Here is a 14,955-nt window from a genome sequence, read left to right on the forward strand (position 1 = left end):
ACAAATCATTCAAAACGTTGAACCGCCAGTGGCCACTACGGTCAAGTGAATATGGCGCGTCCCAATTGGCGTGCCCCTCTACTTGTACGTGACCTGAGGGCACTTCTTGAGTACATCCAAACAGCTGTTGAGTGAAAAGGCGGCCACCGGTATTGAAGGTCTTGATGACATTCTTGCCGGGGGGCTATCGCGAAGCCACGTGTTTTTGCTCGAAGGCGAACCCGGCACCGGTAAAACCACCGTGGCCCTGCATTTTCTGCGGGCCGGTGCGCAGAACGGCGAACGTTGCTTATATATCACCCTGTCCGAAACCGAGCACGAACTGCGCCAGGGTGCCAAATCCCACGGCTGGGACCTGGATGAGCATATTCATATCTTCGAGCTGACCCCACCGGAAAGCCTGCTCAACGCCGATCACCAGCAAAGTCTGCTGTACTCCTCCGACCTCGAGCTGGGTGAAGCCACCCGCCAGATCTTTGAAGTGGTAGAACGGGTCAAGCCAACCCGCGTGGTGGTCGACAGCCTGTCTGAGATCCGCCTTCTGGCGCAAAGCTCCTTGCGCTATCGCCGGCAGATCCTCGCGATCAAGCACTACTTCGTACGCTATGACGCCACCGTATTGCTGCTGGACGACCTGACCACCGAGACCCTGGATAAAACCGTGCACAGCGTGGCCCACGGCGTGATTCGCCTGGAAGAACTGACCCCCACCTACGGTGCCGAGCGTCGGCGTATCCGCGTAGTGAAATACCGTGGCCAGAAATACCGTGGCGGCTTTCATGATTTCACCATCATGGGCGACGGCATTCACGTGTTCCCGCGCCTTGTAGCGGCCGAGCATCGCGGTGGTTATAACCGTCAAACCTTGAGCAGTGGCATCGAGGAGTTGGACTCTTTGCTCGGCGGTGGTATCGAGACCGGCTCCAGCAGCCTGATTCTCGGCCCGGCGGGTACCGGCAAGTCGCTGATCTCGATGATCTTCGCCGCCGCCGCCGTGGCGCGAGGCGAAAAGGCTGCGCTGTTTATCTTCGATGAAGAACTGGGCCTGCTGTTCGAGCGCATGAAAAACATGGGCATTGATCTTGCCGCGCTACGGGACACCGGCAACCTGCTGATCGAACAGGTAGATGCCGCTGAACTCTCCCCCGGCGAATTTTCGCATCGGGTTCGTCGCTGCGTGGATGAGCGCGGCATCAAGACGGTGGTCATCGACAGTATCAACGGCTACCAGGCCGCCATGCCTGAAGAAAACGCGTTGATCCTGCATATGCATGAGCTGTTGCTGTACCTCAACCGCCGCGGTGCCGCGACCTTCATGACGGTGGCCCAGCACGGCCTGGTGGGCGACATGCAGACGCCGGTCGACATCACCTACCTGGCTGACACCGTGATCCTGCTGCGTTATTTCGAGGCTCTGGGCAAAGTTCGCCGGGCCATTTCGATCATCAAGAAAAGGACTGGCTCCCATGAGTCGACTATCCGCGAATATCGCATCGGCAGCCGTGGCATGACCGTGGGTGTTCCCCTGGATAACTTTCAGGGTGTGCTGCGTGGCATTCCAACCTATATGGGCGCCGGCTCCCCTCTGCTCAAGGATGAGGGCTAGTGCCGGCCTTGTCCCCCGTCTCCGAACGCGCCATCGTGCTGGCGCCCATGGGCCGCGATGGTTCATTGGCGCTGATGATGCTTAACGAAGCCGGCTACAGCGGCATCGTCGCCAGCAACCTGGGGCAAGTGTGCGAAGAACTGGCGCAAGGCGCCGGCCTGCTCATCATTGCCGCCGAGGCGCTGCGTGGCGTAGACCTTGAACCACTGCTCGAGCAACTGCACCAGCAGCCGGCGTGGTCCGACCTGCCGATCGTACTGATGACCCACCATGGCGGCAAAGAGCAGAACGGCTCCACCCGACTCAGTGGCTTGCTGGGCAACGTGACGTTTCTGGAGCGACCTTTCCACCCCATTACCCTGATCAGCCTGGTGAGCGCCGCGCTGCGCGGTCGGCGTCGCCAATACGAAGCACGGGACCGGTTGATTGACTTGAGCGAGAGTGAACTGCGGCTGCAGCGCATTCTGGAAACGCTCGAGCAGCAAGTGGAAGAACGCACGGCTCAACTGCGCCACAACGAAGAGGCCTTGCGCCAGTCGCAGAAAATGGAAGCCGTCGGCCAGTTGACCGGCGGTATCGCCCATGACTTCAACAATATGCTCACGGGCATTATCGGCAGCCTGGAACTGCTGCGCAGGCGGGTATCCCGAGGCAAACTGGATGATTTGGACAGCCTGATCGACCTGGGTGTGACCTCTGCCAATCGCGCGGCCAGCCTCACACACCGGTTGCTGGCGTTTTCACGCCGACAATCGCTTGACTCCAAGCCCGTGCAGATCAATCAACTGGTGGCAGCCATGGGCGAGTTGCTGCAACGCAGCATCAACGAAAGCATCAGCCTGGACATGCGTCTGAGCGATGCCCTGTGGACCGCCGAAGCCGACCCGAACCAGCTTGAAAGCGCCTTGCTCAACCTGGTGATCAACGCGCGCGACGCCATGCCCGCGGGTGGCACGCTGACCGTGGAGACCACCAATCGCCACCTCGACAGTGTCTTTACCGCCGCCTACGGCACCTTGACCCCGGGCGACTACGTAGAGCTGAGTGTCAGCGACAACGGTTGCGGCATACCGCAACACCTGATGGGCCGCGTGTTCGATCCGTTTTTTACCACCAAACCCATCGGCCAAGGCACCGGTCTTGGGTTGTCGATGATCTACGGCTTCGCTCGCCAGTCTCATGGGCATGTAACCATCCACAGCGAAGTCAACCAAGGCACGACGGTCAGCCTGTTTCTGCCGCGTTTCATTGGTGAGCCCCAGGCACAAGCGCCGCTCAACCCGACACTGCTGCCGTTTGCCAATGCTGGGGAAACGGTGTTGATTGTCGAGGATGACCCCGCGGTTCGGGTGCTGGTCAGCGCTGTGCTCAAAGAACTGGGGTATGGGTTTATCGAGGCTGGGGACGCGAATACGGCGGTACCGATCATTGAATCCGAACAGCGCATCGACCTGATGATCAGCGATGTCGGCTTACCCGGTATGAACGGCCGGCAACTGGCGGAAATCGGCCGGCAGATTCGTCCTCAACTCAAGGTATTGTTCATCACCGGCTATGCCGAGCACGCCGCCGTGCGAGGGGGGTTCCTGGATCCTGGCATGCAGTTGATCACCAAGCCGTTTACCTTCGATTTGTTGACCGCCAAGGTCCGAGAAATGATCAGGGCCTAGGGCGGTCACGCCACCTGATAAAAGGAAAACGTCGAGATGCGCAGGGTCTCAAGTTGTGGGGTATTACGCCAATAACCGCTGGATATGCTCCTGCAGCGTATCCAGATCGAACGGCTTGGCCAGGATCGGCGCATTGCGCGTGATGGGGCTGTGGCAGTCCAGAATTTCCTGCGGGTACCCGCTGATAAAGATCACCTTCAGCTCCGGACGCAATTTGATTGCCGGCTCGGCAATCTGCACGCCCGAGATCCCACCCGGCAGGCGGTAATCGGTGACCATCAAGTCCAGGTGCGGTTTGGTCGCAAGGATTTCGAAGGCCTGCTCCCCGTCGATCGCCTTCAAGACCCGGTAGCCCAAGCCTGCCAGGTACTCGCCCAGCACAAACATAATGGATTCGTCGTCCTCGACGATCAGTACGACATCTTGTGCATCTTCACTCATGGGAAGCCTTTGTCCGGTCAATTGCTGCAGTTACGACCATGGGGTCACGCAGAGGTTGCGTCGGGGTGACGATTGATTTCACTCGGCCACTTCCAAGGGCAGGCATACCCGGAACAGGGCGCCCTCACCTATCTGACTCTCGACCTCAATCGTGCCGCCATGGGCCGCCACGATCTGCTCGGAAATAAACAGGCCCAGGCCCAGGCCGGCTGCGGAATGGTTGGCCGAAACCCGTTCGAACTGCTGGAAAATACGCCTCTGGTTCTCCTCGCTGATACCAATGCCATGGTCGCGTACCTCTACCCGGGCTTCGCCATGCTCGGTATACACCCGCACCTGCACCGGGCTCTTGGCTCCGTAGCGCAGGGCGTTGGTCAGCAGGTTGGTGATCACCTGCTCGATACGGAACTCATCCCAACAGCCTTCCACCGGGCTTTCGGCCTGCAATTGCATGGACGACTCGGCGGCTGCCACTTGCGGCGCGAAGTTATCCACCAGGTTGCGTACCAGTTGCGCCAGGTCGATGCGTGCCGGGCGAATCGACAGCTTGCCGGTACGGATACGCGACACGTCGAGCATGTCCTCGATCAGGCGGATCAGACTCTGGATCTGGCGCTCATCGCGGTCAACCATGGCGTGCATCTTGTCCAGGGTAAACGCCGCGGCGTTGTCCCTGGCCAGGTGCATCTTGCGCAGTTGGGTCTCCAGGATCAGCCCGTTGAGGGGCGTACGCACTTCGTGGGCAACAATCGACATGAAGTCGTCACGCATGCGCACCGCCTGCTCCAGCTCGGCCTGGGTGGCCTGCAGGCGCGTGAGCAACAGCTCCTGCTCACGGCGGCTGCGCTCCAGCTCTTCAACTTGCAGCTTCATCGCCTTGCTCTGGCGATACAGGTCGACGAACACATTGACCTTGCTCTTGACCGCATGGATATCCAGCGGCTTGTGCAGGAAGTCCACCGCGCCGCTTTCATAGCCCTTGAAGGCGTAGTTGAGTTCGCGCCCAGCGGCGCTGACGAACACGATGGGGATGTTCTTGGTCTTTTCGGTGCCGCGCATCAGTTCGGCCAGTTCGAAACCGTTCATGCCAGGCATCTGCACGTCGAGGATCGCCATGGCGAATTCATGTTCCAGCAACAGGGACAACGCCTCGTCGGCACTCAATGCCTTGAAGACCTGACGATCCTCACGCTTGATCAGCGCCTCGAGGGCCAGCAGGTTTTCCGGCAGATCGTCGACGATCAGCAGTTTGGCCTGGACAGTACTTAACATGGGAAGGGTTCCAGGGAAGCCAGCAATGAGCCGATTCGGCTCAAGGAAAGAATATGGTCAGGTGTGTGCAAGGCCAGGGCCGCCAGGGGCATGACGGCAATGCGTGCCTCTTGTGGGTCCTGCACGATGGTAATGCCACCCGATTGCTTGACGTGAGCCAGCCCGCTTGCGCCGTCCTGGTTGGCGCCAGTCAACAAAATGGCGAGCAGGCGCGGCCCATACACATCGGCCGCCGAGGAAAACAGGTAGTCGATGGCGGGTCTGGAATGGTGCACCCGGTCTTCCTGGCTCAGGGACAGGCTGCGGTCCTGCTCTACCGAGAGGTGATAACCGGGCCCGGCAAAGTACAAGGTGCCGGCCTCCAGCGCTTCTTTGTCCCTGGCCTCCTTGACCGGGATGTTCAGGCGCCGGGCAAAGACTTCTGCCAGTTGGCTGCGGCGCTCGTCCGGCAAGTGCAGCACGGCAATGATCGGCAGAGCGAAGGTGCTCGGCAACTGGCCGAAAATACTCAGCAACGCCTCAACGCCGCCGGCGGAAGCGCCGACCACGATGGCTTCGATCCCCGAAATCGGGGTGTCTGGTGCGTCGCTCATGATTTTCGGTAGATCCGTTCCTGCTTGACCAAGGGCTCGAATTGTTTGCTGTAGGCGGAAAAATCCAGGGTTTCCTTGCTGCCCAACACCAAAAAGCCGCGATGACACAGCGACTCATGAAACAAGCCAAACGCTCGATCTTGCAATTTTTTATTGAAATAAATCAATACGTTACGACATGAAATTAATTGAGTTTCTGAGAAGACGCTGTCGGTCGCCAGGCTGTGGTCGGCAAAGGTCACGTTCTCGCGCAATGTCTTGTCGAAGATCGCGTAATCGTAAGCCGCCGTGTAGTAGTCAGCAAATGAACGTTGCCCGCCGGCCTGCTGATAATTGGCGGTATAGGCGCGCACGTTCTCCAGGGAAAAGATGCCCTGCTTGGCTTTATCCAGCGACGCGGGGTTGATGTCCGTGGCGTAGATGATGGTGCGTTCCAGCAAGCCTTCTTCACGCAGCAGGATGGCCATGGAGTACACCTCTTCGCCCGTGCTGCAGCCGGCGATCCAGATCTTGATCGACGGGTAGGTCTTGAGCAGCGGCACGACTTCCTGGCGAATCGCGAGGAAGTGCGACGGGTCGCGAAACATCTCGCTCACCGGGATGGTCAAGAACTGCAGCAACTGCATGAACGCGGCGGGGTCGTGCAACACGCGCTCTTGCAGTGCGGAAATGGTCGCGCAGTCGAACTGACGCAAGGCATGGGCCACACGGCGTTTGACCGAAGCGCCCGAGTAGTCGCGAAAGTCATAGCTGTACTTGAGGTAAATCGCCTCGATCAACAGGCGCAGCTCAATATCGCTGCTCTTATCCAAGAAACACTGCTCCACTTAAATGCGTTCCATCTTCGGTAGCCATACGCGAATCAGTGAGAACAGGCGGTCCAGGTCAATCGGCTTGGCCAGGTAATCGTTTGAGCCTGCTGCCAGGCAACGTTCCTGATCGTCCTTCATGGCCTTGGCCGTCACGGCAATGATTGGCAGTTTTTTCCAGCGTGGGTCCTGGCGGATCAAGGCGGTGGCCTCGTAACCGTCCATCTCCGGCATCATCACGTCCATCAGCACCAGGTCGATATCGTCCACTTCATTGAGCTTGTCGATGGCTTCCTGGCCGTTACGCCCGATCACCACCACCGCGCCTTTGTGCTCCAGGGCGCTGGTCAGGGCGAAGATATTGCGTACGTCGTCGTCCACCAACAGAATTTTGCGCCCCTCGAAGACCTTATCGCGGCTGCGGGCAGTCTTGAGCATCTTCTGGCGATCATGGGACAACTGGGATTCGACTTTGTGCAGAAACAGCGTGACTTCATCCAGCAGACGCTCGGGCGAGCGCGCGCCCTTGATGATGATCGAGCGTGAATACTTGCGCAGTTCGGCCTCTTCATCCCGGGTCAGGTTACGCCCGGTGTAGACGATTACTGGCGGGAACGAGCAGATGTCCTCGGTGGCCATACGCTTGAGCAGCTCGTTGCCGAGCATGTCCGGCAGCTTGAGGTCGATGATCATGCAGTCGTAGATAGTGGTGCGCAGCAGGTCGAGGGCTTCCTGGGCAAAGCCTACGGCGGTGATCTCGATGTCATCGTCGCCGATCAGGCGGGCAATGCTGTCGCGCTGCAGGTCATCGTCTTCCACCAGCAGGATGCGCTTGACCTTCTGGGTCAACTTGGCTTCCAGGCGCGCAAACACGTCCTTGAGCTCTTCGCGGGTAGTGGGCTTGACGGCATAACCGATGGCGCCCATGTGCATGGCGGCTTCGACGCGGTCTTCCACGGAAATCACATGCACGGGGATATGGCGCGTGTTGGCGTGTTCCTTGAGGCGTTGCAGCACGGTCAGTCCGGAGTGGTCTGGCAGGCGCATGTCCAGCAGGATCGCGTCAGGGATGTACTGCTCGGCAAGGCTGTAGCCCTCGTCGGCACCGTGGGCGACCAGGCAGTGGTAACCCAACTCGTGAGCGAGGTCGAACAGGATTCGCGCAAAATTCGGCTCGTCTTCCACTACCAGGATGCAGCGGGTGCTGAACGGTGCTTTTTCGCGGTCGTCGGCAAAGCGTGGGATCAGCCTGGCGTCGGCCACCGGCAATGGCGACACCTTGACCGGCGCAGGCGCTGGTGCGACCACCACTTGGCGCGGTGGCTCGATCGGCGCCGCGTCCTCGTCGCGTTCGACATACTGTTCAGGCAATACGAGCGTGAAAATACTGCCTTTGCCCGGTTCGCTGGTCACACTGATATAGCCGCCCAGCAAGGTGGCCAGGTCACGGGAAATCGACAAGCCCAGGCCAGTACCGCCGTAACGGCGATTGGTGGTGCCGTCGGCCTGGCGGAAGGCTTCGAAGATGCTTTCCTGTTGATCCGGGGCGATACCAATGCCGGAATCGCGCACGGTAAAGGCAATGCCCTCCCCCGGCGCGCGGGACACCGACAGGCTGACCTCGCCCTGTTCGGTGAACTTGATGGCATTGGACAACAGGTTCTTGAGGATCTGCTCCAGGCGTTGGCGATCAGTAAACAACAGGGTTGGCGAGCCTTGCTGCACGTCCACCTGGAAGCCCAGTTTGCGGTCCATTGCCAGTGGCTCGAACATGCCACGCAGGCCATCTACCAGGCGTTCGACGCTAGCGTTTTCCGGGCGCACTGCCAGCTTGCCGGCTTCGACCTTGGAAATATCCAGGATGTCGTTGATCAGGTTGAGCAAGTCATTGCCGGCTGAATAGATCGACTCGGCGAACTTCACCTGCTCGGCGCTGAGGTTTTCCTGGGGGTTATCTGCCAGCAGTTTGGCCAGGATCAGCGAGCTGTTCAGCGGTGTACGCAGCTCGTGGGACATGTTGGCCAGGAATTCGGACTTGTACTTGCTGGAACGCTGCAGCTCATCGGCACGGTCTTCCAGCTCCAGTTGGGCCTGGTTCAGCTCGATGTTCTTGCGGTCCATGGCGTCGCGCTGTTCGGCCAGGGTCTGGGTCTGTTCGGCGAGTTGCTCGTTGGTCTGCTCCAGCTCAGCCTGCTGGGTTTCCAGGTGGGCCTGGGATTCCTTGAGGATGCGCGACTGTTCTTCCAGCTCTTCGTTGGCGGTTTTGAGCTCTTCCTGCTGCACTTGCAGTTCTTCGTTGAGCTGCTGGGTCTCGGCCAGCACTTCCTGCAAGCGCTGGCGATAGCGCGCGGCTTCGATGGAGGTGCCGATATTGCCGGCGATCAGTTCCAGCAGTTCGATATCACGCTCATCCAGCGGGCGCAGGAAACCCAGCTCGACCACACCGTTGACGCGGTCGTCATCGCTGGTGGGCACCACCAACACACTACGGGTCGCGCCCTCGCCCAGTCCCGAGCTGACCTTGAAGTAATCCACCGGCACATCGTCCAGGCGAATCAGGCGACCGCGCTGGGCGGCCTGCCCGACGATGCCTTCGTCGCTGTAGATCGACTGTTCCTGTTGTTCCTGCTCGCGGGAGAAGCCATACGTGGCCACACGCTTGAGGCCGCCGTGTTCTTCACGCACGTACAGCGCCGCGACGGCCGAGCCCATGTATTGGGCGAAGAACTGCAGAATATTGCGTCCCAGCATGTTCAGGGTCAGTTGGCCCAACACTTGCTCGGCCAGTTCGGTCTGGCCATTGCGCAGCCAGGCGGTTTGCTCCAGGCGCCGCGCAATCTTCTGTTGTGACGCGAGGTTTGCACTGTAACTATTTGAAAGTGAAACTAAATTCTTCCTGCCGATATAGGCCAGAAAACCACTTAGCCCGAGTACAAACACTAGGTAAAGCGCAACACTGATCACCGTCGTGCGGGTGACTTCTGCGTTACGGGTGATACGGAACTGCTGCTCCATCGCCACCGCGTCTTCGTATTCCTTGCGAATTTCATCGGTGAGCCGCTTGCCCCGGCCCGCCTTGACCGCGCCACGGTAATCACCGCTGTTGCGCTGCAGCTCAATCATCGACTGCGCGTAGTTGTTCCATTCGGTTTGCAAGGTTTCCAAGCGCTTGAGTCGGTCGACCTGCTGCGGGTTGTCGGCCACCAGATCCTGCAAATTGCGCAGGTCGGCAATGATCCGCGGCTTGGCCACTTCGTACGGATCAAGGAAGTGCTCGTCACCGGTGATCAGGAACCCGCGCATGCCCGTTTCCAGGTCAACCGTCAGTTTGGACGTCTCATTGAGGTTGTTAATGACGCGGTCGGTGTGCTCCACCCACTGGATCACCGAGAGCAGATAGGTAATCAGGCAGACGAAAAACACCGCGCTGAGCACGCCCACGCCCAAGGGCAGGGCCACGTTTCGGCTCAGCAGGGTACGAAAGCTTTTTTCATCGACGGACGACGCGGGTGTCATGGGCATGCCTTGGCCAAATGCGGGAAAACCGCAAGTTTGCCCGAATAACATCGCTCAACGCTATGTTTGTGCGTTGATTGGCAGCGAATGCGGTCAAGCGCATGGCGCCGGTACCTTTGTGAGCCATCACGCAAGCTGACGGGACTTTTTGCCTCGCTAAGGTCACAATGCCAGCAATTGCTTCGGAACTTGCTGGCATTGTTATTACTCACAATCTAGTTGCCTTTAAGCCCAGCGCTCCCACTGTTCAGGAAAGTTCACTATGTCCCACACCTCCACCATCCTTGTAGTCGAAGACGACCCCATCGTGCGCATGCTGATCGTCGATGTCCTCGAAGAGTTGGAGTTCAAGGTGCTCGAAGCCGCGGATGCTGGGGAAGCACTGGCGCAGGTGCAAAATATCGACCAGATCATCGACCTGATGATGACCGACGTTGGCCTGCCCGACATGGACGGCAAACAACTGGCAGCCAAGGTCCGTGAACTGCGCGCTACCCTGCCTATCCTGTTTGCCAGCGGCTATGCCGAAAACATTGATGTGCCCGACGGCATGCAGGTGATTGGCAAGCCGTTTTCGATCGATCAGTTGCGTGACAAAGTCAAATCCATGCTCTAACGCCCCTTCTCCATCGTCCTTTGCAGAGATTAACGTGACGACCGGCCGATAAAACAGGAAACTCAGCGCCTTCACGCCACGCTCTCAGATAGCACTCAGGAAGGACGCAACAACATGATTGGAAAACCGACGCGCCTGCTGTTGGCGAGCCTCTCGATACTCATGAGCTCCGGCGCCTGGGCTGACTTCACCGCCAGCCCCAGCGAAGCCAGGGCCATCGCCAAGGAAGCCTACTTGTACGGCTTCCCGGTGGTGCAGATGTACAAGACGCTCTACACCCAGGCCGTTGATAAAGGCGGTGCCCACTTCAAGGCGCCGTTCAACCGTATCGACAACAGCGCCCAGGTGCTCACCCCCAAGGACAACGCAGTTACCACTCCTAACGTCGACACGCCGTACTCGTTCGTGTGGATGGACTTGCGCAAAGAGCCGCTGGTGCTGACCCTGCCCAAGATTGAAGACGACCGCTATTACTCGGTGCAGTTGATCGACCTCTATACGCAGAATTTCGCCTACCTGGGCACCCGCAGTACCGGCAATAACGGCGGGCACTACATGATCGCCGGGCCAGACTGGAAAGGTCAGCAGCCGGTGGACATCGACCGTGTGGTCTACAGCGAAAGCAACATCGCTTACGCGCTTTACCGCACGCAACTGTTTGATGATAAAGACCTGGGCAAGGTCAAGCAGATCCAGAGCGGCTACAAGGTGCAGGCGCTGAGCAGTTATGTGAAGCAACCCGCCCCCGCCAACGTGCCGAAGGTCCAATGGCCCAAGCCGATGGCGACCATGACCGAAGGCCCGCAACTGTTTCGCTACCTGAACTTCATGCTGGCCTTCGCCGCGCCCCAGGACAGTGAAAAAGATTTGCTGGCGCGCTTTGCCAGGATCGGTATTGCCCCGGGCGCGCCGTTCAAGGTCAACCAGTTGACCGCCGAGCAGCGCAAGGCCCTGGAAGATGGCATCGCCGATGGCCGCGCTGAGTTCGCCGCGTTCAAGAAGGCCAAGGTCGACACCCGCCAAGTGACCGGCGCAGACTTGTACGGCAGCCGCGACCACCTGCAAAACAACTACCTGTACCGCTACGCCGGTGCCGAGCTGGGGATGTTCGGCAACTCCAGTGATGAAGCCGCGCACTTGAGCTACGTCATCGACAGCGAAGGCAAGCCGGCCAATGGTGCACGCCACAGCTACACCGTGCATTTTGCCAAGGACCAGTTGCCGCCGGCTGATGCGTTCTGGTCGCTGACGATGTACGACGCCAAGACCAAACTGCTGGTGCCAAACCACAAGAAGCGCTACCTGATCAACTCGCAGATGTTGCCGACCTTCAAGCTCGATGCCGATGGTGGCTTGACCCTGGCGCTGCAGCACCACGAACCTCCCAAGGCTGAGCAGAGCAACTGGTTGCCGGCCCCACCCGGCCCGTTTTACGCGGTCTTGCGCATTTATCTGCCCAAGCCCGAAGTTGCCAGCGGCCAGTGGAAGCTACCAGCGTTGACGCCGCTTAAATAAGCTCTGCAAATAAAAAAGCGCGACGGGCGATGACCCGCCGCGCTTTTTTTTGACTCAGTGTTTTTTCAGTTTCACGTAGGACTGGTGCAGGTCCGACGCCCAACCGTCGATGACGCTTTTCACATCGTCGGCCTTCATCACTTGGGAGTCATTAGCCAGCGGCTTGCCGGTACCTTTGCGCACCACTTGGGCCAGCACTTTATGAGTGGCGCCATCGAGGAACTGCGCCTCGGTGCCCAGGGTGGTCTCCTGGTCGCGAATGCCGGTGCCCGTGCTCACTGCCGCGGCCACCAGGGCGACGGGAATAAACTCATATGGCTTGAGACTCTCGGTCTTGCTGCTCACGGCGGTAATCGCCGCTCTCACAACAATTACCCCTGGGCCTGGGGCATTGGCCACGGGCAGTGACTGAGCCAGCTCGCGCTTGAGCGCCTGGTTGTAATAGTCATTGATGCCCCGCAACGTGCTCTCGGGAATTCGGGAAGTGGCCTGGGGCTTGGGGTAAAACTGAGTGGGTTCGATGTAGACCGCGGTGTAGCGACTCAGGTCCAGCTGTGGATCAACCCAGCGCATCACCTCGGCCCCCGACGGTGACCTGGCCTCCTTGAGCTGGCTGTAGTTGGAAAGAAACCCTGAATACTCATTCGGTTGCACCACTTTGCTCGCGCAACCAACCAAACCGAGCGAGGCGACACACAATGTGCCGATCATTAGCCTTAGCTTCATTAGTGAACTCCCTGGCGACCATCATCGTAAGAATGAGCTATAGGTATAGCCAATACTTGGGCAGCACACCTGATTTCGCTCGGCGCCAGCCAGTACATGCGTTAAACATTCAGGTCAGAAGCGGAAATCGGAGTCCGCGACTCGCCCATATATGTTTACCATGAAGTCTTCTTTTTTGTCGCCATCGAAATCGAAACGCAAAATGGTGACATTATAGCTGCGATAATATTCGTTGGTAACTTTGAGCCGAGGGTGGGCTGCGCGCAGGGCTGAAATATCCAATTTGTCCTTGCCGCTGACGAAATCCATTATTGCGGTGTTTGCGAAGCTGGCAGATGAGTCGTTCGCGCCGATAACGAAGGTATTTTTACCCGGCCCGCCTGTCAGCCGGTTAAAGCCAGAGTTCGCCTTGACATAAAAAATGTCATCGCCCTCACCGCCCTCCAGTTCGTTACCGACGTCATTGCCAATTAAAATGTCATTGCCAGCACCGCCAATAGCCCGTTCGATGGTGACGCCATTGGCGATCGAAACGTTGCCTAGGCCTCCCCCAACATTAGAGAAACTGCCCGATTTCAAGTTGAGAACCTGATCTTGCCTGAAGGCGGAGAAATCGAAGGTGTCATTACCATCGGCGTCCCACACGCAAAACACCGGCAAGTCGTCGCTCGACTGCAGTTTGAATACGTCACGGTCGGCATTGGAGTTAAAGCCATACGTCGTATCTCCGGTACGCGCTTGGAGGTTCGCACCGAATTTATCTTGCGTGACTGCAATATCATCCATCATCAGCGCACTTGAATACTGAATTTCCTCACCATGGGCTTTACTAAAGCGATGGTCTGAGCGACTTTCCAGATGAGGACTCCTTACCGTGTAAGCCAGCGTATTTTCCGAGTAGTTGCTTCTCGATACTGCGGACGCTGGGTCAGGAAGACCTAATTTAAAGGCCACCGCCTTTGCAATGATGTGACGCCCAAAACTATTGGGCTTTTCCAGCCCATCTGCATGGCGCTGGCTCAGCGATACCTGCACCCTGCCGGGCTCGGCATCGGACACGGGTTTATACCAGGGCGCCTGCCACTTGAAGCTACTGCCATCGACCTTGATCTGCATATGATGGGATTTTGCATTGACAGACTCTTTGAACCGAATATTTGCAGTATCGCTGAAATTATTCAGGGTCTCACGGATCACGCCTTTTTGTGCTTCGGTGAACTGGCTGGTCGCGCCTCCCGTTTCGGCATGATTGGCGAACTCATACGTCACCTCCGCAGGGTCCCCGGAACCGAGTGAACCGGCAAATCCGGCTGCACCTTTTGACCCTTCTAATACTTGGTCCATGGACAATGAAACTTGGCGATGTTTATTTTTATTGCCGCGCTCGTCTGCATGAGCAATCCCGACGACAGCCCTGTGCGCCTCGCTGGTGGCGTGTGCCCTTGCCAAAGCAATGTTCGGATCAATATTCATGAGGTAGTCCTATGGAAACTTGGAATTTGTCTACTCGCCTGACGGCAGGCCAGTGACCTGCGTATCAGTGGTATTCCTACGCAAAACAGTTCCAAAAACTCACCTGGCAGCCGACGCCTATCTACCTGATGCTCCGCGACCCAACGGTGGGAGCGTGGCTCCGGCCCTGGGCGCATCGAACGAAGGATGCTCTGATAGAAGGCGCTGCCACTGCATTCGAAACCAGGGCGTGAATGGCGCTCGGGGCTCTGCAAGCTGGGCCGTTATTTCGGCGCGGGTCAGCCACTTGATATCGCTGACTTCCTCTGGGACGGGCGAGACCTCAGCGTCAGATTGAGCAACAAGCACATGACAGAGTTCATGCTCGGCGCCGATCGAGCCAAACAAAGCATGATACTCAAAGTGATAGAGCGCACGGCACGAAGCCCAGACGCCTAGCTCTTCACGCAGACGACGAGAGGCGGCATCCAGAATAGACTCGCCAGGTGCCGGATGACTGCAGCAAGCATTCGACCAGAAACCTGCCCAGAGCATTTTATCCGCCGCCCGACGCTGAAGCAGATGACGCCCACGGCTGTCAATCAAGTGCACTGAAAAAGCGCGATGAAGCTGCCCTGCTCCCAGGTGAGCTTCGCGTTTATCGCACACGCCAATCTGTACATCCTGTGCGTCGACTAACACTACCTCGTGGATCATGCTGGATCTCCTTCTGTGCAAT

Annotated in this window: 12 protein-coding genes; 4 read left to right on the plus strand and 8 right to left on the minus strand. The window is 58.3% G+C overall.

Annotated elements, in window-relative coordinates; genetic code table 11:
• The first annotated feature begins 106 nt into the window (after positions 1-106).
• Positions 107-1,606, plus strand: a complete 1,500-nt coding sequence (locus CLM72_RS14070) for an ATPase domain-containing protein (protein WP_105226862.1) — start codon at positions 107-109, stop codon at positions 1,604-1,606.
• Entirely contained in the window at positions 1,606-3,276 is a 1,671-nt protein-coding gene (locus CLM72_RS14075) for an ATP-binding protein (protein WP_105226863.1), read from the plus strand. The genes CLM72_RS14070 and CLM72_RS14075 overlap by 1 nt, the downstream gene beginning before the upstream one ends.
• 63 nt (positions 3,277-3,339) lie before the next feature.
• Here CLM72_RS14075 and CLM72_RS14080 read toward each other — a convergent pair whose 3' ends face one another.
• From CLM72_RS14080 to CLM72_RS14100, 5 genes are all read right to left on the minus strand, one after another.
• Positions 3,340-3,717, minus strand: coding sequence for a response regulator (locus CLM72_RS14080; RefSeq protein WP_032897270.1), 378 nt, complete (start codon positions 3,715-3,717; stop codon positions 3,340-3,342).
• Between the two features lie 78 nt (positions 3,718-3,795).
• On the minus strand, positions 3,796-4,989 hold the full coding sequence (locus CLM72_RS14085; protein WP_105226864.1) for a hybrid sensor histidine kinase/response regulator: 1,194 nt from the start codon (positions 4,987-4,989) through the stop codon (positions 3,796-3,798).
• Complete coding sequence (locus CLM72_RS14090) at positions 4,983-5,582, minus strand: chemotaxis protein CheB (RefSeq protein WP_054896518.1); 600 nt, start codon at positions 5,580-5,582, stop codon at positions 4,983-4,985. Before CLM72_RS14090 ends, CLM72_RS14085 begins: the two co-directional genes overlap by 7 nt.
• A complete protein-coding gene (locus CLM72_RS14095; protein ID WP_019817062.1) occupies positions 5,579-6,409 on the minus strand; it encodes a protein-glutamate O-methyltransferase CheR in 831 nt (276 codons plus the stop codon). The genes CLM72_RS14090 and CLM72_RS14095 overlap by 4 nt, the downstream gene beginning before the upstream one ends.
• Positions 6,410-9,907: a response regulator gene (locus CLM72_RS14100; protein WP_105226865.1), complete on the minus strand. Its 3,498-nt coding sequence runs from the start codon at positions 9,905-9,907 to the stop codon at positions 6,410-6,412.
• A 262-nt stretch (positions 9,908-10,169) separates the two neighbouring features.
• On the opposite strand from CLM72_RS14100, the gene CLM72_RS14105 reads away from it, so the two are divergent.
• Positions 10,170-10,523: a response regulator gene (locus CLM72_RS14105; RefSeq protein WP_105226866.1), complete on the plus strand. Its 354-nt coding sequence runs from the start codon at positions 10,170-10,172 to the stop codon at positions 10,521-10,523.
• Positions 10,524-10,637: 114 nt separating this feature from the next.
• Positions 10,638-12,038: a DUF1254 domain-containing protein gene (locus CLM72_RS14110; RefSeq protein WP_105226867.1), complete on the plus strand. Its 1,401-nt coding sequence runs from the start codon at positions 10,638-10,640 to the stop codon at positions 12,036-12,038.
• Positions 12,039-12,092: 54 nt separating this feature from the next.
• On the opposite strand, the gene CLM72_RS14115 is transcribed toward CLM72_RS14110, so the two are convergent.
• The 3 genes from CLM72_RS14115 to idi all read right to left on the minus strand — a co-directional run bounded on the left by CLM72_RS14115 (position 12,093) and on the right by idi (position 14,933).
• Positions 12,093-12,764: a DUF3313 domain-containing protein gene (locus CLM72_RS14115; RefSeq protein ID WP_105226868.1), complete on the minus strand. Its 672-nt coding sequence runs from the start codon at positions 12,762-12,764 to the stop codon at positions 12,093-12,095.
• 114 nt (positions 12,765-12,878) lie between these two features.
• Positions 12,879-14,237, minus strand: a complete 1,359-nt coding sequence (locus CLM72_RS14120) for a M10 family metallopeptidase C-terminal domain-containing protein (RefSeq protein ID WP_105226869.1) — start codon at positions 14,235-14,237, stop codon at positions 12,879-12,881.
• Between the two features lie 117 nt (positions 14,238-14,354).
• Positions 14,355-14,933 (minus strand): isopentenyl-diphosphate Delta-isomerase, encoded by a 579-nt coding sequence (idi, locus tag CLM72_RS14125; RefSeq protein WP_105226870.1) that lies wholly within the window; start codon positions 14,931-14,933, stop codon positions 14,355-14,357.
• Positions 14,934-14,955: the final 22 nt, after the last annotated feature.

Origin of the sequence: Pseudomonas sp. MYb193, from assembly GCF_002966775.1 — a bacterium.
GTDB classification, from domain to species: domain Bacteria; phylum Pseudomonadota; class Gammaproteobacteria; order Pseudomonadales; family Pseudomonadaceae; genus Aquipseudomonas; species Aquipseudomonas paracarnis.

Bases quoted from the DNA above. Each gene is read 5' to 3' on its own strand.
- CLM72_RS14080 (WP_032897270.1), bottom strand. From the start codon at position 3,717: ATGAGTGAAGATGCACAAGATGTCGTACTGATCGTCGAGGACGACGAA.
- CLM72_RS14085 (WP_105226864.1), bottom strand. From the start codon at position 4,989: ATGTTAAGTACTGTCCAGGCCAAACTGCTGATCGTCGACGATCTGCCG.
- CLM72_RS14090 (WP_054896518.1), bottom strand. From the start codon at position 5,582: ATGAGCGACGCACCAGACACCCCGATTTCGGGGATCGAAGCCATCGTG.
- CLM72_RS14100 (WP_105226865.1), bottom strand. From the start codon at position 9,907: ATGACACCCGCGTCGTCCGTCGATGAAAAAAGCTTTCGTACCCTGCTG.
- CLM72_RS14105 (WP_105226866.1), top strand. From the start codon at position 10,170: ATGTCCCACACCTCCACCATCCTTGTAGTCGAAGACGACCCCATCGTG.
- CLM72_RS14110 (WP_105226867.1), top strand. From the start codon at position 10,638: ATGATTGGAAAACCGACGCGCCTGCTGTTGGCGAGCCTCTCGATACTC.
- CLM72_RS14115 (WP_105226868.1), bottom strand. From the start codon at position 12,764: ATGAAGCTAAGGCTAATGATCGGCACATTGTGTGTCGCCTCGCTCGGT.
- CLM72_RS14120 (WP_105226869.1), bottom strand. From the start codon at position 14,237: ATGAATATTGATCCGAACATTGCTTTGGCAAGGGCACACGCCACCAGC.
- idi (WP_105226870.1), bottom strand. From the start codon at position 14,933: ATGATCCACGAGGTAGTGTTAGTCGACGCACAGGATGTACAGATTGGC.